The following is a 24064-nucleotide window of genomic DNA, read 5'->3' on the forward strand; positions in this document are numbered from 1 at the left end:
TGCTTTTTTATTGATTAGTGAAATAATTGTATTTATACGAATGGACAAGTTCATTTTTACCATTTACAACTCTAAATTCGGCTGTAAGCCTATTCAATGGGTCATAGAGATACCTATGTACTAATCCATTAGGGTCAGTCTTTCTAACAAGGTTCATGCGCTTGTCATATTCGTAGATATATATCAATGCACTGCTGAGTTTCGTTCGAAGTGAACCTAGCGTAGACGGAGGATTTTTTGATTCCGACAGCTTTTCGGGGGCTATTCCCAAAGCATTTTTGACCTCATTATAGCTTGCATTCTGTATGGTTGCCACTAAGTTCTGGCCCATATTAGACCATATCATAATTGTTTTTACACCATTTTCATCCCAAATAATAGGATTGCCAAATTTATCCGCTTTTTCTACCGTATAATTCACGTGAGTATTTTGTCCATAATAGGAATCCTGTGAGATACATCTTGTTTTTTTCTGAGAAATATACGGAACACCAATACTGGTGGAATCGTAGACATTCTCAATATGATAAAAGTTATTGTTCGGCAATGTCTCAATAATTTCAACAGGAAGAATTATATTCTTATCCTTCATCCATGGATGCGGTACATAAGAAGTCGCCCTGTACGATTCATTACTATACCAGTAGTCTGTTATGTGTTTTTCTCCTAAATTATTAATAAAAGTCTTTCTAGTCGGCAAACCGAAGTCAGCATACTCATAACGTGTCTCCGTATTATACATACCATTATTCATTTTCTCCTGTCGCTTATTTACGGACATCAAGTATTTATTTGCATAGGTTTTGTATAGATATGAAAAAGCAAATAAGTCTTCTACAAAATAATCGTAATGCCAAGTTTGGGATACTGTAGAAAATGGTTCTCCTTCTGTTCTAACATAATCATACGTATTTCTTTCAAGAACCACACCATTAGCGTCCATCACCTCTTTCAAAACGAGTTTTCCTCGTTCAAAGGCCAAACTCGTAAAAAACGCACTTGCATAGTTGTCGTATACGTAGGCAGTATAATCAGCTGGAGAGTCCATATGGGTTTTATTGTTGGCGTCTATGTCATAATTGGTATACTGATATTTCGTACGTGTCAAAAGATTACTGTTACCATCTTTCAGATATTCAAAGACTGTTGAATATCCGACATCAGGCGTATTGAAATTCAAGGGATACGGATTCATATCATCAAATGAATAAAAATCAAGGAATGCAGTAGTGTCTAAGTCAAAATAAAACCGATCATAGTAGCAAGGATTTCCTTTTGAAATACCGCTGCATTCTCCATTTGCATTCAGGTACACATATTCTTTTGTATATAAAAGAGAATCAGAGGAATCAAAATTCATTAACCTTCTCACACGAAGGCCTCCTGCCGTACCAAGAGAGTCCTTCAGAGAACACGTCCGGATATCAAACACTTTAGAAAAATGGTTTAATTCATATTGCAGTTCCGTTTTTCCTCCTGTTGGGTATCCTATACTCTTAAGAGTAAATATCTCGGTGTCAAATTCTGACGGTTCTCTTATCTTATAATCACTTTCTATATAATCATATGTTGCAGACCATTCTCTTTTATCTTTGGAATTATAGCCATTTCTTGAGAAATAGCCCCATGAGTCTGTAAAAGTCAGAGGACTTCTATTGGGCCACTTTTCCTCTGGTTGGTTGCCCAAATTATATTCAAATTTATATTGATATTCCCTTTTGCTACTAATGACAGATTCTTGTGCATCAGTTATTATGCCGTTAATGACGGCCTGATTTGGAATTTGTCTTATAGAACTCTCAGAATTGACCGGAACAATAATGTCGCCTATTGGGGACTCGATGTATTCAGTAAAACCTTCAGAAGAGAATTGAATATTTGAAAGTAGCTTCCTTTTGCATTCCGTAATATAGTAAAAATTAACCTTCATATTATTTCCATCTGGACGAACAATTTCCATAGCAGATAAATAATCCTGCGTCAATTTCTTTGCAATTGCCTCTCTATTTTCCTTCTCTTTCTCGCGTTTCTCTATGCCCATATAAAAGAAAAAACGATTATCATCAAGATCTTCATAAGTTAAATAATTTCCATATTGATGACGAATATAATCGTCGTCCTCTTTTTCTTTGTCCCAATACAGACACTGTGTAGTTGAAAGAAACAAATCTCCATAACTTTCATCACGATTATAGTTAAATGATATGGATTCATTATCACTGGATATTTTTATCAAACGTGCTGGCATCGTGAGGAAACCTGAGTATCCGTATTTCCCATAGTTTTCTTCTGTACGTCGGCATGGTGGATAAGGATAAAATCTACTTGTCCATTCAGATATCAACTGCGGGGCATAATGAATATCACACATATAGGAATCAGACGCATATTCGAAGTTGATAACTTTTTTATCAACAGTTGTTATCCTGGAAAGTCTCCAACATGTCGCAATAAGATCCCCTTGACGTGGATTCTGATTATAATAGAAAGCGCTGTATTCCGTTGCATTGCCACCGCCAAACTCATATCTCGTACCATCTGGGGTTATTAATGTGAATTTATTAAAGAACTTCTCATTCATATCAAATTTCGATGCACTTAGATAGGGAAATCTTTTGGGCAAAGAGTCATTTGTGATGAAACCGCTCTTTTCATCAAACTCTACAATGATATTGTTATCAGATACAACTCTCCATTGACCATCCATGTCCATAAAAAAAGTTCCCTGACAGCCATTAAAACTAAAAGAGAATTCATCTGCAGACAACTCATACCAACCTTCCTTTTCCAGCTCTCTTAAATGTGTATATTCTTGGAGTTTACCTGACTTGTCTGTACTATTTTCAATTTCCTTAATCTTATTATGATTAAAATAAAAACCTGCTTGGACCGTCCTACCACCCCACCCAGAAACTTTTTCATCCTGTACACCGATTACTCTCCTTGCTATATAACCTCCTGCGGAGAGAGCCCATCCGATTCCTAAAGAAGTGGGAGGTGTGTGGGGCTTAACATTCGCCAGATGATATGATGCCTGGATAGGCAGAGACAGCTTGCCAACCTTCATGGTATATAAGGGCACTGTTATCTCTGGTGTTCCCGTATAGTGACCTACAGGTATGCTGCCAAAGGTACCTAAATTTGCGACTTCAGGCGATGGCGCGTTCTTGACTTCCCTAACTTGGCCCCACATGGGAACATTGATTAAGGTACATAGGATGAGTAGAGCAAATCTCATAAGATTTGAAAACATAATATTTCTCTTCTTCATTGTTGTTTGGATATTTGTCTAGTTTTATTCTGGTTACTTTCTTATGGTCTCATGATAAACTTTGCCGTTTACATTGATGTAAAGCACATATACTCCTGGACGTAAACCTGCGATATTAAAATCAGCATGATAACCTGTGCCGGCATCCTGTGTAAACCTCTTGTTGGAGTAAATCACACCCAGCGGGTTTGATATCAGCATAGTGACGTTCGCTTTGGCATCCAGACTGTATTCTATGTTTACGACACCTCCCTCTACTGTCACCGTGTAATGAATAATATCTTTAGGAATGTTCGAGGTGTTTTGTCCGTCATTACCGTTATCATCTTCAGAGGACAGATTATCCTCATTGAACGACTGATTATCTGGAAGACAACAGTAGGCATAATGTGTCGTTCCTATTGGAGAGAGATTTGCATAACTGGTACTAGTTACTGACTCCAATATAGGCTTATTATACCCTCTTACATACCATTCATATTTCTCCTCTATCACCTGCTTCAACTGTGCAGAATCTATCTTTGAGGGATCCACATCCATCGCAATGGAATAGGACTTGAGTTTATACACACGCAAGGCATTCTTCAGGGTGTCTGTCTCTGACAGCACTATATCACCTTGACCATCCACTATCACGTTACAAACGCCCACTTCCTTGAAGAAATGATTTCCGCAGTAGATGCCATAGCCTTCAAAGTCCTTTGAGAAAGAATCCTCATAAGTCATCGGATAAATCATGCTGCAAAGAGGTTTATAGTAATAGGTCTCCTTTAGAGGATTCTCGTTGCCAATCTCCATTAGGCTGTCCCCTCTCATCATATAATAGGTCATCTGCTTGTCATCTATCATCACCATTCGCTCCAAACTGTCTGTTCGTTGGATTACTGAATGTGAAGAACGAGAGATTTCCAAATCAGAGAAATTCCATAAACAGTTTTGACCACCATCACCTGGATTAAAATAATCCAATTTGTTTCTAGTGAAATCACCTTCCTCAAATCCTATGGCGTCTTTCGTCAATAGAACTTGAGAACTAATTTTGTTACACGGGGTAAGTAACAACAACCCCAACAGAAAACTACATTTAAAAACCATATATAAAAGACTTTTAACGTTGTCAAATTGTTCTTGGTTGAATAAACCGCTGCAAAGATAATTAGAAATCTGGACACTGACAAATAATATGCGTAGAAATTTTGTGACAAGCACAAAAAAAGCAACACAAAACAGAGTCAAGTTTCACCTGCCTTTTTACCCCCCAAAATGCGCGAAACCCCTGGTACCATGGGGTTGGTACTCACAGTACCAAGCCCTCTGGTACTCACAGTACCAACTCAATACCAAAATTTGGTACGCACAGTACCAACGCTTGGTAGCGTCAGTACCAAGCCTTGGTAGCCACACTACCAAGCGTTGGTAGCCAGGCTACCAAAGGGTGGTAGTGAGCGTACCAAACAGTGGTAGCGTGGATACCAAAGTTTGGTAGTCACGTTACCGCTGTTTTGTACCAAAGAAAAAGATGTTTGGATGGTGGGCTTTACTTCGTCGTTTCCCCCTTTACACGCACCAACCAGCCTATCTGAGGGATGAGCATGTTAGCCTTCTCGTCGTCCAAAGCACCGATGAAACCAGACATCAGTTCCATGGGTGTCTCACTCATGATGGCACCACTGAGGGGTTCGATGATGCGATACTTAAAGTCGACACGCACAAACTCAGCAGGCATGCTCTTGGTGTGGGGCACCATGTCGAGCGTATTGCCATACTCCGTGGGGAAGAACTTCAGTATCCAGCCATCGAGCATAGTGGGTCTGTCTCCAGAGCAAGGACGAACAGTTGCAAGCCCGTCCACCCGCTGCTTCTTCACCATCTCCTGCCAGAACCTCTGATTAGGTTTTCCCTCGGCCGTCTTGATAAACTCGTTGAGGATGGGCTCCAGACTCTGCGTCCATTCGCTAAGTCCATATTGTCCCAATTTCTGCGTCTTGCTGAGCACAGCACGCCAGTCGTCGGGCGTGCCCTGCAGGGTGACGCTGGGGATGCCACAACCCAGTCGGACAGCCAGATAATCGAAGTACGACTTCATGCTCTCCATCAGCGTGATCTGCGAGGCGATACGCTCCACAGGCGTCGTCGTTGAGAAGTCGGCCGCGAGGACCTGAGCCACCTCGCCCTTCGTATGGCGTTCAATCTCCTTCGAGAAGTTGTTCATCAGTTTGCCCCAGTCGGCCTCAGACGACAGCAGGTCGTCCTTCGTCTCAACCGCCAGGTCCTGCTTTCCCTCATGATAAACCAATTGCGAGCGAAGCTCCTCGCTGTGGGCATTCACATAACGGGCGAAGCCCTGACTAATCAGCAGCCACATCATATCGGGCGACAGTGTGACGCTTTTGTGCTCGGCATAGGCCTTCACCATGCACTGGAAGAAAGCATCCTTCACTATTATTCGCAAGTTCTGGGCATCGGCAAAGCTCATGGCCACCACATGCTGGTCGTCCACCTTGACGCCATCCTGACCAAGCAGATACTGAGCCGCCAACCGTCCATCATAATGTGCCACCACCGTTTTCTCCAAAGCCTTCAGGTTCTCGTCCACCTTAAACGTGATGCTGTTCACCTGCTGCTTCTTCGCACGCTTTTGTTTGATGATTGGGGCAATGCGCGAGGTTGGCACAACATACGTTGTTTGCTCTAATTGATCACGACCTACCAGAATCTTTGGATCGCTCTTTTTTTCGTAGGCCTTCACCTTGGCAATGAGACTGTCGGGAAGGGTCTTTATAGGTTTTGTGGTAATCTCAAGCACACCATTCCAGCCCTGACTACCATAGACGGCAGTAGCTGCAGCATCCTTTAGCACACGGATAGACTCGACGGTCTGATTATCCAAATGGAGTATCTTCTGGAATTCATCCTTAGTGGCATGCATCCAGACCTCATCATCAAGTTTCAAATGAAGTATTTTGCCATTCAACACAATGAGTGGAGAGTCGTCACCATCAGAAGAAGACGTTGCTCCCGTTCCACGAAGGCGCACCCTATTGCCTGCTCCCAGATTGCCTGCATTCTTAACGATGTCCAGACCTACAATGCGTCCCTGCAGGGCTTCATCAATACTTGTATAGCCAAGCCCTTCATACTCGCGCATCTCAATTCGACGGGTTGTGTCAAGGGGTTGAACCACCTCATCACGACCATCATCGATGCCCGTCACTCTGTCAAGATCGCTGTTCTGTTCGTAGGCCTTCTCAGCTATTGCAGTAGCGATGGGACTTTTTGCTGTCGGTTCCTCAACGGCACTTTCTACCATCGTACTCTCAACAACATTTTTCTCAATCTTTGCCTGAGCCGTGAGCAGAGGCTCCTCGGCCAACTCGTCCTTCATGCTGAGCACAAAGAAGAGCAGCAGCGAGGCAGCAATACCCATGCCACCCAGCCAGGCATACAAGGTGCGACGGTTTTTCTGGGGAGCGACCTTCTCCTTGTTGATGACCTCGCTCTCGAACTTTGCCCACTCGTCGTTGACATCGGGCATTCCAATCTTCTTATCGATATCTTCTGTTTTCATGTTACTTAGCAATTTTAAGGGTTCGTCTAATCTTGGCCAGCGACTGCGTGATGTGCTTGTTGACAGTCGACGCACTGATGCCCAGCACCGTGGCCGTCTCCTGGTAAGTCATCTCGTCGTCGTAATGCAATTGCAAGACACGCCTGTCCTGCTCCGTCAGGTTACTGTCGATCACTTGCTGAAGCTGCTGCATCAGCTCATCATGTTCAGCCTCCTCGCTCTGGGCCATCCTGTGCTGCATCTCCAGTTCCATGCGTCGCTGCAACTGTCGCTGCTTCAGCAGATGCAGACATTGATTGCGGGTGGCCGCCAGCAGATAGCCTCGGATGCTCTCACTGCTTATCTGGGGTTTGTTTTTCCAGATAAGTGTAAACACCTGGTGCACAGCATCTTTGGCATCGTCAGCATTCTCAACCAGCGAGAAGGCCATGCGATACATGTGTGGATAGTTGTCCTTGAACAGGTGTTCAAACGCTTGTTTGTTGTAGTCCATACCTCTGTTTTGGTCTCGTTGTTTGTCTATAAGACCCACAAGCGATCCAATCAAATACCCCTAATTGCAAAAAAATTGCTAAGGCTTTTAGTTATTATACCTTATTATATATATTATATTGTTCTGATAATCTTCAGATAGTCGTCGTAGGGAATATAGCGTCCACCCATAGAACGCAAGTGGGGTGTCTCAAGCTGACAGTCAATGAGAGTTCCACCCACTTGATGAAAGGTTTGGGCCATGTGGATCAAGGCCAACTTCGAGGCGCTGGGCACCAGCGAGAACATGCTCTCGCCAAAGAACGCCCTGCCCAGTTGCACACCATAGAGTCCACCCACCAGTCGCGCCATATCGTTGTCGGCCGTTTTCTCCCACACCTCCACACTTAAGGCAAAACCCTGCCGATGTAGTTCAGTATAGGCCTCAATGATGTGAGGACCCAGCCAGGCGCCATCTTCACCGTCACGGTTTTGGGCAGTGGCGCAACCACGGATAACGCCATCGAAATCCTTGTCAAAGGTGACATGATAACGATCCTGGCGCATCAACTGGCGCATGGAGTGACTCACATGCACCTCGTCAGGAAAGATGACGAAGCGCTGCAGCGGACAGAACCACAAAGGCTCTTCCTGATCGCGATACGAATACCAGGGAAAGAAACCATTGCTATAGGCCAACAACAGACGGTCAACTGAGAGGTCACCCCCCACAGCCACCAGTCCGTCTTCCTCGCCCAAGTGAGGGTCTGGGAACCAAAGGTTATCGTCTAATTGATATACTGCCATAAATTCTCTGGGTGCAAAGGTACGAAAAAGCATTATAAAAACCACTCTTCTGACAAAAAAAATTAAGTTCTCATACTATTCTCCTCAAGCACTTATAGGGCAAATGAAAAATTTTTTCGGTCTCATTTAAATCTTTTTTCTTACCTTTGCGTCTTTATAAGTAAAAACCTCAAAAAAACGATGAACGAAGAAACGGAACACATAGTCACAGAACTAGAGCGGATTGTCACAGAGCGACAAGACTGGCTGTTCCGTTTTGCCTATATGCGCATCGGCATCAGAGAAGATGCGGAGGATCTGGTTCAAGAGGTGCTGCTGGGCGTCTTCCGCCGACTGAAAGAAAAAACACGGGTGGACAACATGGAGCAGTATATCATCCGTGCCATCAGCAATGCCTGTACGGATTACTTCCGAAAGAAAGCACCCAAGGTAGTGATGCTCGACAAAGTTCAAGAGGTGGCTATCAACGACAGCGACCGACAGATTCACGAGGAATACATGAGGGTGAACCGACTGCTGGAAACCTTGCCCAGGGAACAATCGGAGATCGTACGTCTGAAATGTTATGACGACCTGACGTTCAAACAAATAGCAGAATTGCAGGATATCCCCGAAGCTACAGCAAAGTCACGCTATCGTTACGCCGTCCAGCACCTACAGCAAATGATAAACAAGAAAGGAGAACAACGATGAACATAGATTACATAGAAGATATCGAGCAGATGCTGAAACCGCAATGCGAGTTCAAGGCATCAGAGTCACTGAAACAGAACGTGATGGCGAAAGCACGCGAGGAGGTTCGTCCGCATCGCACCATCAGACTATGGCCCTGGGTGGCTGCAGCATGTGTGGCAGGCTTCATGTGGTTACTGTTCACCCCGCCTGAGACTCAAAAAAGCGAAGCGCTTCAAGCCCAACAAGCCAAGAAACGATATGAGATGGAGAGACAGATGGCCTATGTGAGGACAAGCTGCGAACAGATATCGTTCGAATCGTTGGAGCGCGAGATGAGAGGTAAAGGCGAACAGCTTATGGCTGAATACAAAAATCAATTAAACACATTAGAAACAGAATGAAGAAAATCATGATATGGGCCACAATGCTCCTGACCTTGTGCGCCTGCCAAAACAACAACAATACCACAACAGAAGCAGAGGAACTGCCCCTGCCAGAGACCATCGAGGAGTTTGTTGAAAGGCTTGACAGCATGGATAGTTTCTTTGAACACACAATGAACAGCGATTCCACCACCACTAGTTATTACCGCTATTGGGGACGTTATCACACCAAAAACTTTGAAAATGATAGCGTGAGAGAACGAGAAATGGCCATCCGGAACTACTTTAATAAGGGCATCAAACACCTGCAGGAGAAATACCGTCCAAAGGCAGCCAAGTATTATGAATACGAAACTCATATCAATGGTAAAGATACCATCGAGTTTGTTCTGGCCACCAAGGCTCTGTCCGACTCGCTGCCAGACGATATGAAAGGAAAGGAATTTAGTACTAATTACAGATATTATCCTGAGTTCATAACTTATAATTTCCAGAAAAAGAATGAAGATGTCTGGGAAATGTTCACATATCACAAAGAAGAAAAGACGCCCCTCAAACAATTGGCCCACAAGGAGGATGTACAACAACTGGTACTGAACCTCATCTCAAGCGTCAAGGGTGTGAAGGAGATTCCTGTGAAATACCTAAATGAAAATGGTGAGCGCTTCAACGGAAACATCATTTGCTTTGACTGGCAGAAGAAAGGTGAGAAAACAGCCCTGCAAGAAGGCACCCTTTATGAGATTCCTGTCAAGGGCGAGGAAAAAATGAAACTGGTGAACGACCTGTGCAACGCATTGACGGATTTTGTGAAAACGCATTATGCCCCCTATCTGGAATATACCTTCTATGATAGATTCGACAAGGAAGACAGCGATCGTTACATAACGAACATTATGGGACTTAACATCAACAACACAGAAGGTGCCGGTCATGCAGCAATGAGAGCAGGACTCTTCCGCCTGCAGGTGGGTGGTTACGGGGACCAAAGCCTCAAGATTCTCTTCCTGAATGCAAGAAATCAGAGTTTTTATATCCCAATGGATTGGATGGAAATCAAACAGATACACAACAACGATATAGAATGGCTGCCTGGCAGTAAATATCACATGTAAACAAAGAAAAGAGACTGTGCCAAACGCGACACAGTCTCTTTTTTATCGTATACTCACAAAAAAAGCAGCCTATGTAAGGCTGCTAAAACGAAAAAAGCCCGATAGAAATCGGGCTTCTGAGTTGCGGAGGCAGGACTCGAACATGCGACCTCCAGGTTATGAGCCTGGCGAGCTACCAACTGCTCCACTCCGCGATATTAACCATGATTAAACAGGCCTTTCCTGTTTTGCGGGTGCAAAGGTACGACTATTTTCTGAGATATCCAAATTTTGATGCGACTTTTTTGCATTTTTCCACTTTTTCAGGCAAAAAGCTTGGCTATTTCAAATAAATGACGTACTTTTGCACAAGATAGCCATTGTGTGCAATGGTAAAAAGAACAACTCAGAAAGGAGAAAGAGAGAGATGTCAATATCTAAGACGCGACAACTGCTTGTGGACGTGGCCCGTCAGTTGTTTGCCAAGAACGGACTCGAGAACACCACGATGAACGACATTGCCCAGGCCTCAGGCAAGGGGCGTCGCACATTGTACACCTACTTCAAATCGAAGGAGGACATCTATTATGCCGTCATCGAAACCGAGTTGGAACGCCTGAGCGACAAGCTCGACGAGGTGGCCACCCGCAAAATCAGTCCACAGGAAAAGGTCATCGAACTGATCTACACCCACCTGAGCATGATTCGCGAGACGGTGGTGCGCAACGGTAACCTGCGTGCCGAGTTCTTCCGCAACATCTGGATGGTGGAGAAGGTGCGCCGTCACTTCGACGATGCCGAGGTGGAGCTGTTCCGCAAGGTGTTTGCCGAGGGCAAGGAGGATGGCGAGTTCGACATTGACAATGTGGACCTGGTGGCCGACATCACCCACTATTGTATCAAGGGACTGGAAGTACCTTATATATATGGACGCATCGCACACGGCATGACCGAAGAGGCCACGAAGCCTCAGGTGGCCAAGTTTGTGTATGGCGCTCTGGGAAAGAAGATTAAGCAATAACATTATTATAATAAACATTAAAAAATGGGATTATTAGAAGGTAAGACAGCGCTGATTACTGGTGCTGCACGCGGTATCGGAAAGGCTATCGCACTGAAGTATGCCCAGGAGGGCTGTAACATCGCATTCACCGACCTGCAGGTAAACGAGGAGACAGAGAAAGAGATTGCCGCTCTGGGCGTAAAGGCTAAGAGCTACGCTTCGAACGCTGCCGACTTTGCTCAGACCGAGGAGGTTGTGAAGGCTGTCAAGGAAGAGTTTGGTTCTATCGATATTCTGGTGAACAACGCTGGTATCACCAAGGACGGACTGATGCTGCGCATGACTGAGCAGCAGTGGGACGCTGTGATTGCCGTTAACCTGAAGAGTGCATTCAACTTCATCCACGCTTGTGTGCCCGTGATGATGCGTCAGCGTGGTGGTTCAATCATCAACATGGCTTCTGTTGTTGGTGTTCATGGTAATGCTGGTCAGGCTAACTACGCTGCCTCAAAGGCTGGTTTGATTGCCCTGGCTAAGTCAATCGCTCAGGAGATGGGTCCCAAGGGCATTCGCGCCAACGCCATCGCCCCTGGCTTCATCGAGACAGCCATGACCGCTGCCCTGCCTGAGGATGTTCGCAACGAGTGGAAGCAGAAGATTCCCCTCCGCCGTGGTGGACAGGTTGAGGATATTGCCAATGTAGCTACCTTCCTGGCTTCTGATCTGTCAAGCTATGTAAGCGGTCAGGTTATCCAGGTTGACGGTGGTATGAACATGTAAGAAACAAGAAGTAAGATGTAAGAAGTATGGAAGTCGTTTACGAGGACAACCATATTATTATAGTCAACAAACAGAGTGGGGAGATCGTGCAGGGAGACAAGACTGGCGATCGCCCCCTCTCTGATTTGGTGAAAGACTACATCAAGGAGAAATACCAGAAGCCTGGCGAGGTGTTTCTCGGCGTGGTGCACAGACTAGATCGACCCGTGAGCGGACTGGTGGTCTTTGCACGCACTTCGAAGGCCCTGACCCGACTGAACAAGATGTTTGCCGAGGGGAAGGTGCACAAGACCTATTGGGCACTGGTGCAGAACTTTCCGAAGGAGCCTGAAGGCACTTTGGAACACTGGCTGGTGCGCAACGAGAAGCAGAACAAGAGTTATGCTTACGACAGAGAGCGCCCCAACGCCAAGAAGGCCATTCTGAAATACAAGGTGATTGGCAGGACGGACAACTACACACTGGTGGAGGTACAGCTGATGACAGGTCGCCATCATCAGATTCGCTGTCAGCTCTCGACCATGGGCTGCCCCATCAAGGGCGACCTGAAATATGGCGCCAAGCGCTCGAACCCTGACGGCAGCATCTCGCTGCAGAGTCACCGTGTGGAGTTCGAGCACCCTGTGAGTCATGAAACAATAATCATTGAGGCTCCCCTGCCCCACGACACGTTGTGGCAGGCCATTGCACAGAATCATTAGAACGTGAAGAAAAGACTCAAACGCCTAACCACTTTCCTGGTCGTAACGGTAGTAGCCATCCTCGCACTGCCGTTTATCATCTATGTGCCCCCCGTACAGCGCTGGCTGGTGAAGGAGGCCACAGAGATTGCCTCTGAGCAGATGGGAATGGACATCAGTATTGAGGGTGTGAGTCTGAGTTTTCCACTAGACCTGAGTCTTGACGGGGTACTGGTGAAACAGGAAAACGACACAATAGCAAATATTGGCAGCACCGTGGTCGACGTACAGCTGCTGCCACTCTTTGAAGGGCGCGTGGCTGTCGACATTTTGGAGATACAGCAGGCGCACATCAACACACTGAGCATGATTCCTGATGTGCAGGTGAAAGGCTGGATGGGACTTCTGCAAATGAACCCCAGCCTCATCAACCTGGCCACAGGTGATGTGAACCTAAGTGAGGCCACGCTGGCTGATGCCGACATAACGGTGCTGCTGAGCGATACGGCCGAGGTGGACACCACAGAGACAGGGCCCACGCCCTGGCGCATCAAGTTTGATGCCATCAACATTGAACATTCGAAAGTAAACATACATATGCCAGGCGACTCTATGCTCATTGGCGTAGAGGCAGCAAGCATGCTGGCCAAGGACGGCCGCATCAACCTGGCCAAGAACCGCTACGAGGTGGGGGCATTCAAATGGCAGCAAGGACGACTGATGTTCGACCTGCCCTTCGAGCCATACACGCGCAACATGCTCCACCCCAACCTGATGGACTACAGTCACATGGATATAAGCAGCATTGACGTGGCCATCGACTCGATCCTCTACACAGACACCATCACGAAGTTGAACATAGCACATGCCGCCCTGCACGAGGTGTGCGGACTGGACGTGACAGAGATGAAAGCACCTGTGACCATTGACGGCACGGGCATCCGAATGCCATGGCTCACACTGCGCACGCCATACACGAGCATCACGGGTAAGGCCGACGTGGACTTCAACGTGGCCGACGACGTGAACCCTGGACACATGGACATCAAGTTGGACGCACAGATGGGTAAGCAGGATATGGCGTTCTTCTATGACGGCATTGACACACAACACCTGCCGGAATGGCCACTGATACTGGAAGGACAGATACAGGGCAACCTGCAGCAGGCACAGTTCGACATCGACCAGCTGACATGGCCCACCCTCTTTGAGGCAGCTGGCAGCGGCATGGTGAAGAACGTGATGGACATGGATCACCTGCTGGCGCAACTGCAACTCAGGGCGAAGTCGTACGACGTGAAGCCACTGCTGCGCACGTTCGACGTGCCTCAGGACGCCTTCTCGATTCCCTCTGGACTGGCCATCAACGGAACAGCCAGCGTCAACGGCTCTCTCTACGCAACCGACCTTGTGGCCACGCTGGGACAAGCACGCGCCACACTGACGGCCAACTTCGACCAGCGACAGATGGCCTACGATGCCAAGGGCGACATCAGCAGTCTGAACCTGGGACAGTTCCTGCCTGGCATAGGACTAGGCATACTCGATGCCGACTTCGCTGTGAAAGGCACTGGCACGGACTTCTTCAAGCCAGGCGCATGGCTGAATGCTGATGCCAACATCCGTCACCTGGTATATAACAGGAAGAACATGGACGACATCCGACTGCAGGCCAACCTGAAGAACGGACATGCCATGGCAGACATCATGGCTTGCAACAAGATCATAGAAGGCACCATCAACCTGGATGCCACTCTGGGTAAGGAGGGCAAGCGCGACATGCTGAAGTCGACCATATCGACACAACTGGCACATCTGGACCTTTTTGCACTGGATGTTACTGAGCATCCTCTGACCATAGGACTGTCTGGCGACGTGGAGATGAGCAGTAACATGGACGATACGCACTACCTGAGCGGACTGATGGAACATATCTATCTGCGCGACTCGCTACATACCTATCACCCTGAGAAAGTGGGACTGCTGTTGCGAGCTAACCCTGATACGACCTACGTCCGTGCACAGAGTGGCACACTGATTATCAAGATGGATGTCAGCGGTGGCTATATGCCACTGGCGGATCAGCTGGCTGCGCTGGGCGACAGTATCAACACGCAGATGCATAAACGCGTGATCAACACGGATGTGTTTAAGGAGTTGCTGCCTGTGGCTCGCCTCTATGTGAGCAGTCAGCAGGGCAACCCCATGGCCAACTTCCTGAAAGCGGCTGCCAATATCGACTTTAAAGACCTCTTAATTAATATCACGACATCGCCTGAGAAGGGTCTCAACGGCGAGGCACATCTTTTGGGCCTCAACGCCGACTCCACACGTATCGACTCGATCTTCGTGACACTAATAGACAAGCCCAACCACGGACTGACGTTCCAAGGACGGGTGGCCAACAACCGCAGGAATCCGCAGTTTGTGTTTACGGCCCTGATAGACGGACTCTTCCAGGAGCACGGCATGAGCATGGGTCTGCGATTCTTTGACCGCGACCAGCGCATGGGTCTGCGACTGGGTGCCAAGGTTGAGATGGAGCAGGACGGACTGCGTTTCCACCTGTTGCCAGAACGCCCCACCATCGGTTATCGTGAATTCGCACTGAACAAGGACAACTTCCTTTTCCTGAGGAACGACCTGAAACTGCAGGCAGATGTGAGTCTGCTGGCCGACGACGGTACGGGTGTCAGGGTGTACTCGGAGGAGCAGAACTCTGCCATGCTGCAGGACCTGACCATCAGTCTTAACAAGTTCGACCTGGACCAACTCACCACGGCTATTCCTTATGTGCCACATATCACAGGTTTGCTGAACGGCGACTATCACCTGACGATGAACGAGAACAAGCAGATTTCCGTGGCCAGCGACATGGAGGTGAGAAACATGACGTACGAGGGATGCCGCATGGGTAACATCAGTACGGAGTTTGTTTACCTGCAGCGCGAGGACGAAACGCATGCTGTGGAGGGAACACTGATGCAGGACGGCAAGGAGATTGCCATGCTGAGTGGTAGTTATAAGAACAAAAAGGTGACGGACGGCCATGAATACCTGACGGCGACACTCACGCTGACACAGGCCCCGCTGAACCTGATAAATGGTTTTATTCCTGACCAACTGATTGGCTTGGAAGGTGTGGCCGAGGGTGAGATGAGCATCGAGGGTTCGCTGAGCAGTCCGAACGTGAACGGCGAGGTGTATCTAGAGTCGGCCTACCTGTTCAGTCAGCCTTATGGCGTGCGTCTGCGTTTCGACAACGACCCTGTGCGTATCCAACAGTCGAAGTTGCTACTGGAGAACTTCACCATGTATGCCTACAACGACAACCCACTGAACATCATGGGTGAGATTGACTTCCACGACCTGGACAACATGACGATGAACATGAGGATGAGGGCACAGGATTTCCAACTGATCAACTCGAAGCAGACGGCCAACTCGATTGCCTTTGGTAAGGCGTTCGTCAACTTCTTCGCTTCGATGCAAGGACCTGTGGACCGCCTCAAGATGCGTGGCCGACTGGATGTGCTGGGCAATACAGACCTGACTTACCTGTTGTTGGATTCGCCTCTGTCGACAGACAATCAGATGGACGAGCTGGTGAAGTTCACTGACTTTAACGACACAACCCAGACGGTGGTACAACGTCCACAGCCAGAGGGTCTGGACATGGACCTCCGCATCAGCATTGACCAGGGAGCACATGTGAAGTGTGGCCTCAACGTGGATCAGTCGAACTACGTGGAACTGTTTGGCGGTGGCGACCTCCGCATGAAATACAATAACACGGATGGCATCCTCATGACGGGACGCTACACACTGACAAGTGGACAGATGAAATACTCGCTGCCAGTGATTCCTTTGAAGACTTTTAATATTCAGGAGGGAAGTTATGTGGAGTTTACGGGCGATGTGATGAACCCCACGCTGAACATCACGGCAACAGAACACCATACAGCGTCTATAGGACGTGAAGGCGAGCCTACCAGGAGCGTGGCGTTCGACTGTGGTGTGGCCATCACACGCACACTGCAGGACATGGGACTACAGTTCATCATCTCGGCACCTGAGGACTATACTGTGAATAGCGAGTTGAACGCCATGTCTGTGGAGCAGCGTGGAAAACTGGCTGTGACGATGCTGACCACAGGCATGTATATGGCCGAGGGTAACAACAGCTCGTCGCTGATGAATAATGCCTTGAGTGCCTTTCTGGAGAGTGAGATCAACAACATCACAGGTAATGCCCTGAGATCGGTGGACCTGAGCATCGGACTGGACAACAATACTGACGCCACTGGACAGTCGCACACTGACTACTCGTTTAAGTTTGCAAAGCGTTTCTGGAACAACCGCATGAAGGTGCAGATTGGTGGTAAGGTGTCATCGGGCAACGAGATGCAAGGCCAAAAGCAGTCGTTCTTCGACAATGTGGCCATGGAATATCGACTGAGTCCGACGTCGAACCAATACGTGAAACTGTTCTACAACCAGAACGTGTACGACTGGCTGGAAGGCTATACCAGTGAATATGGCGGCGGCTTTATATGGAAGCGCAAGCTGGACCATTGGTGGCAGGTGTTTAAACTGAAAAACGACACGGAGCGCACGATGCCGATGAACAGAACGCTCAACATGCGTCGCGACTCAACAAAAACAGTAAGTAATGACACGATACGCTAAATATCTCGTTCTGATGGCGGGTGTGCTGCTGACGGCTGCCTGCTCGACCACGAAGTTGGTGCCCGATGACGACAAACTGTTCATCGGACTGACAAAGATTGACTATCAGAACTACGAGAAGAACGACCACTTTGTTGCCACACAAGAGGAGTTGGAAGCGGCTTTGGCCACTGCCCCAAATGGTGCGCTGTTTGGCAGCAGCTATTATCGCACGCCATTCCCTTATGGTCTGTGGATATGGAACTATGCACAGGGGTCGAGTGGCAAGTTCAAGAAATGGCTGAACAAGTCGTTCGGCAAGGCACCCGTACTGATGAGTCAGGTGAACCCTGCCCTGCGTGCCTCAGTGGCACAGTCGGTACTCAGGAAGAACGGTTACCTGCATGGCAGCGTGACCTACGAAGAGGTGCCGCAAAAGAACCCAAAGAAGATGAAGATTGGCTATACGGTGAACTTGGATACGCTGTTTACCATCGACACCATGAGCTACGTGAACTTCCCAGCACAGATGCAAGCGCTTATCGACTCGACCAAGAAGGAGGCTAGCATCAAGGAGGGGGTGCCTTTCAACGTGAGCACCTTGGATGCTGAGCGTAGCCGGCTGACACAACTGTTCCGCAACAATGGCTATTTCTATTACCAATCGGGCTATGCATCGTATCTGGCCGACACGTTTGATGTTCAGAACAGGGCTAAACTAAGACTACAACTGGCCGACTCGCTGCCAGAAGAGGCTCTTCGTCCCTGGTATATCGGCAACGTGACCATGCAGATGAGACGGTCGTTCAGGGAGGAACTGACGGACAGTACGGGCAGAAACTTCCTGAAGGTGCGCTATAACGGCAAGCACTCCCCCATCCGACCAGGCGTCATTCTGCGCAACATGAAACTGCGTCCACGCACGGCTTTCAGCTATGACAACTATCAGGAGTCGATGCAGAAGATTAACGCCACGGGGGTGTTCAGCAGTACAGACTTCCAGTTTACGCCGCGTGACCGCGACACACTGGACCTGCTACTGAACTGTACATTCGACAAACCCTACGATTTCTATATCGAGACCAACGTGATTAACCGTACTATCGGGCGAATGGGACCTGAGGTAAGGATGGGTGTGACTCGCAGGAACGCTTTCCGTGGAGGCGAGAAGTTAGACGTTAACATACACGGCAGCTATGAATGGCAGACAAGTAATACGGAGGAGAACATGAGTTCCTATCAATACGGTGCCGACGCATCCATTGAGTTTCCACGCATCATCCTGCCTTTCTATAGCGAGCGTAACGTCATGAGGAGAAGACGCGAGAAGGCCAGAAACAGGAACAACCTGAAGCCGCGCTTCTATTCTACGCCATGGACCATCGCCAAGATTTCGACGGACGTCGTCAGACGACCAAATTACTACAAGATGCACATCGCATCGGGTGAATGGACCTATCGCTGGCAATCGTCGGAGAGCAGTAGTCATGAGTTCTCGCCTATCACACTGAAATATCAGTATATGAACTCGCACACCAGCACCTTTGAGGATATCATTGTCAAGAACCCGTATATTGCCATCTCGATGGAAGACTATTTCATTCCGAAGATGCGCTATACGTATAGCTACACCTCACCACGCAACAAACTGAACCCCATCCGCTGGGAACTGACACTCGAGGAATCGGGCAACGTCACGGCACTCTATGATGTGGTGGCACAGGGAAACAGTTGGAACAAGGAAGGTAAGACGTTGTTCAAAAATGTGTACTCGCAGTTTGTACGCATGGAGACCGACCTTACCAAGACGTGGACGCTGGACAGCAAATCACAGATGGTAGGTCATGTCAACGCTGGCGTTATCTACAGCTATGGCAACACTTTGGAACCACCATTCAGCGAGGCTTTCTATGTGGGTGGTGCCAACAGCATCCGTGCGTTCTCAGTGCGTAGCCTGGGCCCTGGTGCCTTCCCTGGCTTCCAGGACAACAAGCAGTTCTCGTATATGATGCACAACGGCGACATCAAGTTGGTGATGAACCTGGAGTATCGCCGCCGACTGTTTGGCAGTCTCTATGGCGCCCTGTTCCTGGATGCAGGTAATGTGTGGAGTCAGAAGCAGAAATCGGACCTCCTGATAGATGACGACGATGATGAGCAGACTGTCAATGCCCTAAAGGCGCTGTTTGACAATACAACGCTGAAGGCTTCCACATTCTTGAAACAGATAGCCACTGGTACGGGTGTTGGACTGAGGTACGACCTGGACTTCCTGGTAGTGCGTGTGGACTGGGGCTTTGGCCTGCACGTGCCTTATGACACAGGAAAATCGGGATATTTCAACATTCCTCGCTTTAAGGATATGCACTCACTGCACTTAGCCATAGGCTATCCGTTCTAATTGTTAATTTATGTAGAACGCTTACAAAATATCCTGCTACAACGGCACTTTCTCGATTAAAAGTAGTAACTTTGCAACAGAATTATTAAACACTTAAAAAACATAGCTAAAATGAAACCAACTCTTTTCCTCCTTGCCGCTGGCATGGGTAGCCGCTACGGTGGTTTGAAACAACTTGACGGTCTGGGTCCCAACGGAGAGACCATCATGGACTATAGTATCTATGACGCCATTCAGGCTGGATTCGGCAAAATCGTATGGGTTATCCGTAAGGACTTCGAAGAGCAGTTCCGCACACAGATTCTTGCTAAGTATGAGGGTCAGGTTCCCTGCGAGCTCTGCTTCCAGGCACTCGATGCTCTGCCCGAAGGCTTCAAGGTGCCCGAAGGTCGTGTTAAGCCCTGGGGAACAAACCATGCCGTGCTGATGGGTAAGGACGTTATCAAAGAGCCTTTCTGCGTCATCAACTGTGATGATTTCTACGGCCGTGACGCTTTCATGCAGATTGGCAAATACCTGAGTAACCTGCCCGAGGGCGCTAAGAACAAGTATGCCATGGTGGGCTTCCGCGTATGCAACACCCTGAGCGAGAACGGTTCTGTGGCTCGTGGCGTATGTGCTTACAACGACAAGCGTCATCTGACCGACGTGGTTGAGCGTACTGAGATCCTGCGCATGGATGGCACTATCAAGTATAAGGATGAACAGGGCGAATGGCAGCCCCTGGAGGAGAACGTTCCCGTGTCAATGAACATGTGGGGCTTCACTCCCGATTACTTCGAGCACTCTGAGGCTTACTTCAAGGAGTTCCTGAGCGATCCAAAGAACATGGAGAACCTGAAGGCAGAGTTCTTTATTCCTTTGATGGTAAACAAGCTCATCAACGAGGGTACCGCTACCTGTGAGGTGCTCGACACCACCAGCGTTTGGTTCGGTGTGACCTATGCTGCCGACCGTGATGCTACCGTAGCTCGCATCCAGAAGCTGGTTGACGAGGGCGTTTATCCCAACAAGCTCTTTTAACACAAGAGCATAATTGCCTACAAAAGAGTTAAAAAGCAGATGCTTGAAAACATACTTAACGAACAAGCGTGCGAGCAACTTCGCACGCTTGTTCATCATTCAGAGACCATCATCTGTGTCAGTCACAGAAGTCCCGATGGTGATGCCATCGGCTCCTGCCTGGGTTTTGCCGAGTGCCTGAGGATGATGGGCAAAGAGCCACAGGTGATTATTCCCGATCAGTATCCTGATTTCCTGCAGTGGCTTCCCAACAGCGAGAAGATTATCCGTTACGATAAGCACAAGGAGGGATGTGACTGGACACTGCAACATGCCGACCTAATTATCTGTCTGGACATCAACACATTGGAGCGTACAGGAGACATGGCGCCAGCACTGAAGGCTTCGCCAGCCAAGAAGGTGCTTATTGACCACCATTTGGATCCGGATGTGGATGCCACACTCGTCATCTCACGACCAAAAGCCTCATCCACCTGCGAACTGGTGTTCCGTCTGGCATGGCAGTTGGGACTGTTTGAGGAGGCGGGCAAACATTTTGCCATTCCTGTTTATTGCGGTATGATGACCGATACGGGCGGCTTTACGTTCAACTCGACCGACCCGGATATTTTTTTCATCATCGGTCAATTACTCACCAAGCAGATTAACAAAGATAAGATCTACAGAAACGTCTATCACAACTACTCGGAAAACCGTATCCGCCTGATGGGGTATGTGCTTTACGAGAAACTTGTATACGATGCGCCACGCCATGCAGCCTACTTCACCCTGAGCCGTAGCGACTTGAAGCGTTTCCAGTTTATCAAGGGCGATGCCGAGGGACTGGTGAACATTCCTCAGCAAATCAAGGGATTGAAGCTTAGCATCTCGTTGCGTGAGGATACGGAGAAAGAGAATCTGATATGGGTATCACTGCGTTCGGTTGACGACTTCCCTTGCAACGAGGTGGCTGCTCGTTTCTTTAATGGCGGTGGTCATCTGAATGCTTCTGGCGGACGACTGGAATGCTCACTGGAAGAGGCTGTCAAGATTACCAAAGAAGCCATTGCGGCCTTTGAAGAGCAGTTAAAAGGATAAAAGGGGAAAACGAGAAACGTTAATTAATGTGTAGTAGTAGTAAATAATTCACTATTCACTCCATTATTTTAATTGAAAAGTCGTACCTTTGCGCAAAATATTGAACAGAGACAAATATGAAGAAACTATTTTTTGCATTGGCTGCGCTATGCTGTATGTGTGCATTCGTTGCGTGCAATGACTATGAGACCTATGGCGAGAAGAAAGAGAAAGAACGCGATGCCATTAGGAATTTTATTGCCGACTCAAACATCGTTGTCATCACTGAGAGTCAGTTTCATGAGCAAGGCGACATGACCGACGTGAGCAAAAATGAGTTTGTTTATCTGAACAATACCGGCGTCTATATGCAGATTGTACATAAAGGTTGTGGCTCACCAATTCCTGATGGTAAGGCAACCATGCTCATCATGCGCTTTTACGAGCAATGCATCATGGACAATACTATTATCAACAACGACAAATCGCCATATGATCCAGACTATATCAACGTCAGTCGTTCGGGTAATACGTTTACGGCCTCATACACACAGAACAGTTTGATGTACCAGACCTATTCTTCAGCCTCTGTTTCCACAGGTATTATGGCGCCATTCCCCTACATCAACGTAGGACGAGCACGTAGTGCTGACGACCATATTGCAACTGTACGTCTGATTGTGCCCCACACGCAGGGACATGCCATTGCCTCGAGCTATGTGTACCCCTATTATTACGAAATAACATTCCAAAAAACTAGTGATCTATGACACTTATAAAATCAATATCTGGCATCCGCGGAACCATTGGCGGACATACAGGAGACACTCTGAACCCACTGGACATTGTTAAGTTCACAACTGCTTACGCCACATTTATCGGTGGCAAGAAGATTGTTGTTGGTCGCGACGGACGTATCTCTGGACCAATGGTACGCGACGTTGTTTGTGGCACATTGGTAGGCATGGGCTACGAGGTGATTGACATTGGCCTGGCCACGACACCTACCACAGAGCTGGCCGTCCGCTGGCACAAGGCCGATGGTGGTATCATCATTACTGCCAGTCATAATCCCACACAATGGAATGCCCTTAAACTGCTGAACAGCGAGGGTGAGTTCCTCACCGCAGCCGACGGTGCTAAAGTACTGGCTATTGCTGAGGCAGAAGACTTCGAATATGCTCCCGTTGAAAAGCTGGGACACGTCGTTAAGGACGACACCATGAACCAGCAGCACATTCAGTCGGTACTTGACCTCCGCTTGGTTGATGTTGACGCCATCAAGGCTCGTAAGTTCCGTGTATGCGCAGACACTATCAACAGCGTAGGCGGCATCATCCTGCCCGACCTGTTTAAGGCATTGGGAGTGGACTTTGAGATTCTGAACAGCGAGTGTACTGGACAGTTTGCCCATAACCCAGAGCCTCTGGAGAAGAACCTGCAGGGAATCATGGATAAGATGAAGCAGGGCGGATTCGACCTTGGCATCGTGGTTGACCCCGATGTTGACCGTCTGGCATTTATCTGCGAGGATGGTAAAATGTTTGGCGAGGAATACACACTGGTCAGCGTAGCCGACTATGTGTTGTCGCACGATAAAGGTAATACTGTTTCTAACCTCTCGTCTACTCGTGCACTGCGCGACGTGACCGAGAAGCATGGCGGCAAATATACCGCTGCTGCCGTAGGCGAGGTGAACGTTACCACCAAGATGAAGGAAGTGGGTGCCGTGATTGGTGGTGAAGGCAATGGCGGAGTGATCTATCCTGAGAGCCATTACGGACGTGATGCACTCGTAGGCATAGGCCTATTCCTGAGTAGCTTGGCCCAGAAAGGCATGAAGGCTAGCGAGCTGCGCAAGACATTCCCTGATTATCAGATTGCTAAGAACCGCATCGACCTGACTCCTGAGACGGATGTTGATGCAATTCTCGTGAAGGTTAAGGAGATGTTTGCTGCCGACACCGAAGCCAGCGTCAATGACATCGACGGTGTAAAGATTGACTTCCCCACGAAATGGGTTCATCTGCGCAAATCGAACACCGAGCCAATTATCCGTGTATACAGCGAAGCACAGACTATGGAAGAAGCTGACGCACTGGGCAAACGCCTGATGCAGGTAGTATACGACATGCAATAAAAGAAAGTTTTTAATATAAAAGTATTCCAGATGCCAATAGGTGT

At 48.1% G+C, this 24064-nt stretch carries 17 protein-coding genes, 1 tRNA gene and 1 pseudogene; 12 read left to right on the forward strand and 7 right to left on the reverse strand.

All coding sequences use genetic code 11. The annotated features are described in order from the left end of the window. Positions 1-7 precede the first annotated feature (7 nt). The 6 genes and pseudogenes from M1D30_RS10295 to aat form a co-directional block, all read right to left on the reverse strand. A complete protein-coding gene (locus tag M1D30_RS10295; RefSeq protein ID WP_248503704.1) occupies positions 8-3271 on the reverse strand; it encodes an RHS repeat domain-containing protein in 3264 nt (1087 codons plus the stop codon). Between the two features lie 33 nt (positions 3272-3304). Continuing rightward, entirely contained in the window at positions 3305-4126 is an 822-nt protein-coding gene (locus M1D30_RS10300; protein ID WP_248503706.1) for a hypothetical protein, read from the reverse strand. 682 nt (positions 4127-4808) lie between these two features. After that, positions 4809-5747, reverse strand: a complete 939-nt coding sequence (locus M1D30_RS13820) for a DUF4419 domain-containing protein (protein ID WP_371874189.1) — start codon at positions 5745-5747, stop codon at positions 4809-4811. A gap of 309 nt (positions 5748-6056) precedes the next feature. Continuing rightward, positions 6057-6416: pseudogene (locus M1D30_RS13825) on the reverse strand (TonB-dependent receptor plug domain-containing protein); the annotation flags it as partial. 424 nt (positions 6417-6840) lie between these two features. Continuing rightward, the gene (locus M1D30_RS10310; RefSeq protein WP_248503709.1) at positions 6841-7332 is read right to left on the reverse strand and encodes an RNA polymerase sigma factor; all 492 of its coding nucleotides are present in this window, start codon (positions 7330-7332) and stop codon (positions 6841-6843) included. Between the two features lie 113 nt (positions 7333-7445). Beyond that, positions 7446-8117 (reverse strand): leucyl/phenylalanyl-tRNA--protein transferase, encoded by a 672-nt coding sequence (gene aat, locus M1D30_RS10315; protein WP_248503715.1) that lies wholly within the window; start codon positions 8115-8117, stop codon positions 7446-7448. 180 nt (positions 8118-8297) lie between these two features. Between aat and M1D30_RS10320 the strand changes: the two genes are divergently transcribed. From M1D30_RS10320 to M1D30_RS10330, 3 genes are read left to right on the forward strand one after another with little or no spacing between them, the layout of a single operon-like run. Then, positions 8298-8810 (forward strand): RNA polymerase sigma factor, encoded by a 513-nt coding sequence (locus tag M1D30_RS10320; RefSeq protein ID WP_248503717.1) that lies wholly within the window; start codon positions 8298-8300, stop codon positions 8808-8810. After that, on the forward strand, positions 8807-9193 hold the full coding sequence (locus M1D30_RS10325) for a hypothetical protein (protein WP_248503718.1): 387 nt from the start codon (positions 8807-8809) through the stop codon (positions 9191-9193). The genes M1D30_RS10320 and M1D30_RS10325 overlap by 4 nt, the downstream gene beginning before the upstream one ends. Then, positions 9190-10290, forward strand: coding sequence for a hypothetical protein (locus M1D30_RS10330; protein WP_248503720.1), 1101 nt, complete (start codon positions 9190-9192; stop codon positions 10288-10290). Before M1D30_RS10325 ends, M1D30_RS10330 begins: the two co-directional genes overlap by 4 nt. Before the next feature lie 121 nt (positions 10291-10411). Here the strand turns inward: M1D30_RS10330 and M1D30_RS10335 are convergent. Next, positions 10412-10484, reverse strand: a tRNA-Met gene (locus M1D30_RS10335). Positions 10485-10696: 212 nt separating this feature from the next. Between M1D30_RS10335 and M1D30_RS10340 the strand changes: the two genes are divergently transcribed. From M1D30_RS10340 to glmM, 9 genes are all read left to right on the forward strand, one after another. Further along, a complete protein-coding gene (locus M1D30_RS10340; RefSeq protein WP_248503721.1) occupies positions 10697-11290 on the forward strand; it encodes a TetR/AcrR family transcriptional regulator in 594 nt (197 codons plus the stop codon). 24 nt (positions 11291-11314) lie between these two features. Next, positions 11315-12052 carry a 3-oxoacyl-[acyl-carrier-protein] reductase gene (fabG, locus tag M1D30_RS10345; protein ID WP_248503723.1) on the forward strand — a complete coding sequence of 246 codons (738 nt, stop codon included), beginning with the start codon at positions 11315-11317 and terminating at the stop codon, positions 12050-12052. A gap of 26 nt (positions 12053-12078) precedes the next feature. Next, positions 12079-12753 (forward strand): RluA family pseudouridine synthase, encoded by a 675-nt coding sequence (locus M1D30_RS10350; protein ID WP_248503724.1) that lies wholly within the window; start codon positions 12079-12081, stop codon positions 12751-12753. Between the two features lie 3 nt (positions 12754-12756). After that, positions 12757-17421: a translocation/assembly module TamB domain-containing protein gene (locus M1D30_RS10355; RefSeq protein WP_248503726.1), complete on the forward strand. Its 4665-nt coding sequence runs from the start codon at positions 12757-12759 to the stop codon at positions 17419-17421. Further along, positions 17405-19801 carry a BamA/TamA family outer membrane protein gene (locus tag M1D30_RS10360; RefSeq protein ID WP_248503727.1) on the forward strand — a complete coding sequence of 799 codons (2397 nt, stop codon included), beginning with the start codon at positions 17405-17407 and terminating at the stop codon, positions 19799-19801. Before M1D30_RS10355 ends, M1D30_RS10360 begins: the two co-directional genes overlap by 17 nt. A gap of 111 nt (positions 19802-19912) precedes the next feature. Next, on the forward strand, positions 19913-20824 hold the full coding sequence (locus M1D30_RS10365; RefSeq protein WP_248503729.1) for a nucleotidyltransferase: 912 nt from the start codon (positions 19913-19915) through the stop codon (positions 20822-20824). 39 nt (positions 20825-20863) lie between these two features. Continuing rightward, positions 20864-21901: a bifunctional oligoribonuclease/PAP phosphatase NrnA gene (locus tag M1D30_RS10370; protein WP_248503730.1), complete on the forward strand. Its 1038-nt coding sequence runs from the start codon at positions 20864-20866 to the stop codon at positions 21899-21901. 116 nt (positions 21902-22017) lie between these two features. Beyond that, complete coding sequence (locus tag M1D30_RS10375) at positions 22018-22650, forward strand: DUF4827 domain-containing protein (protein ID WP_248503732.1); 633 nt, start codon at positions 22018-22020, stop codon at positions 22648-22650. Beyond that, the gene (glmM, locus tag M1D30_RS10380) at positions 22647-24020 is read left to right on the forward strand and encodes a phosphoglucosamine mutase (RefSeq protein ID WP_248503734.1); all 1374 of its coding nucleotides are present in this window, start codon (positions 22647-22649) and stop codon (positions 24018-24020) included. Before M1D30_RS10375 ends, glmM begins: the two co-directional genes overlap by 4 nt. The last annotated feature ends 44 nt before the right edge of the window (positions 24021-24064 follow it).

This window comes from Prevotella sp. E15-22 (assembly GCF_023204875.1).
Lineage (GTDB): Bacteria > Bacteroidota > Bacteroidia > Bacteroidales > Bacteroidaceae > Prevotella.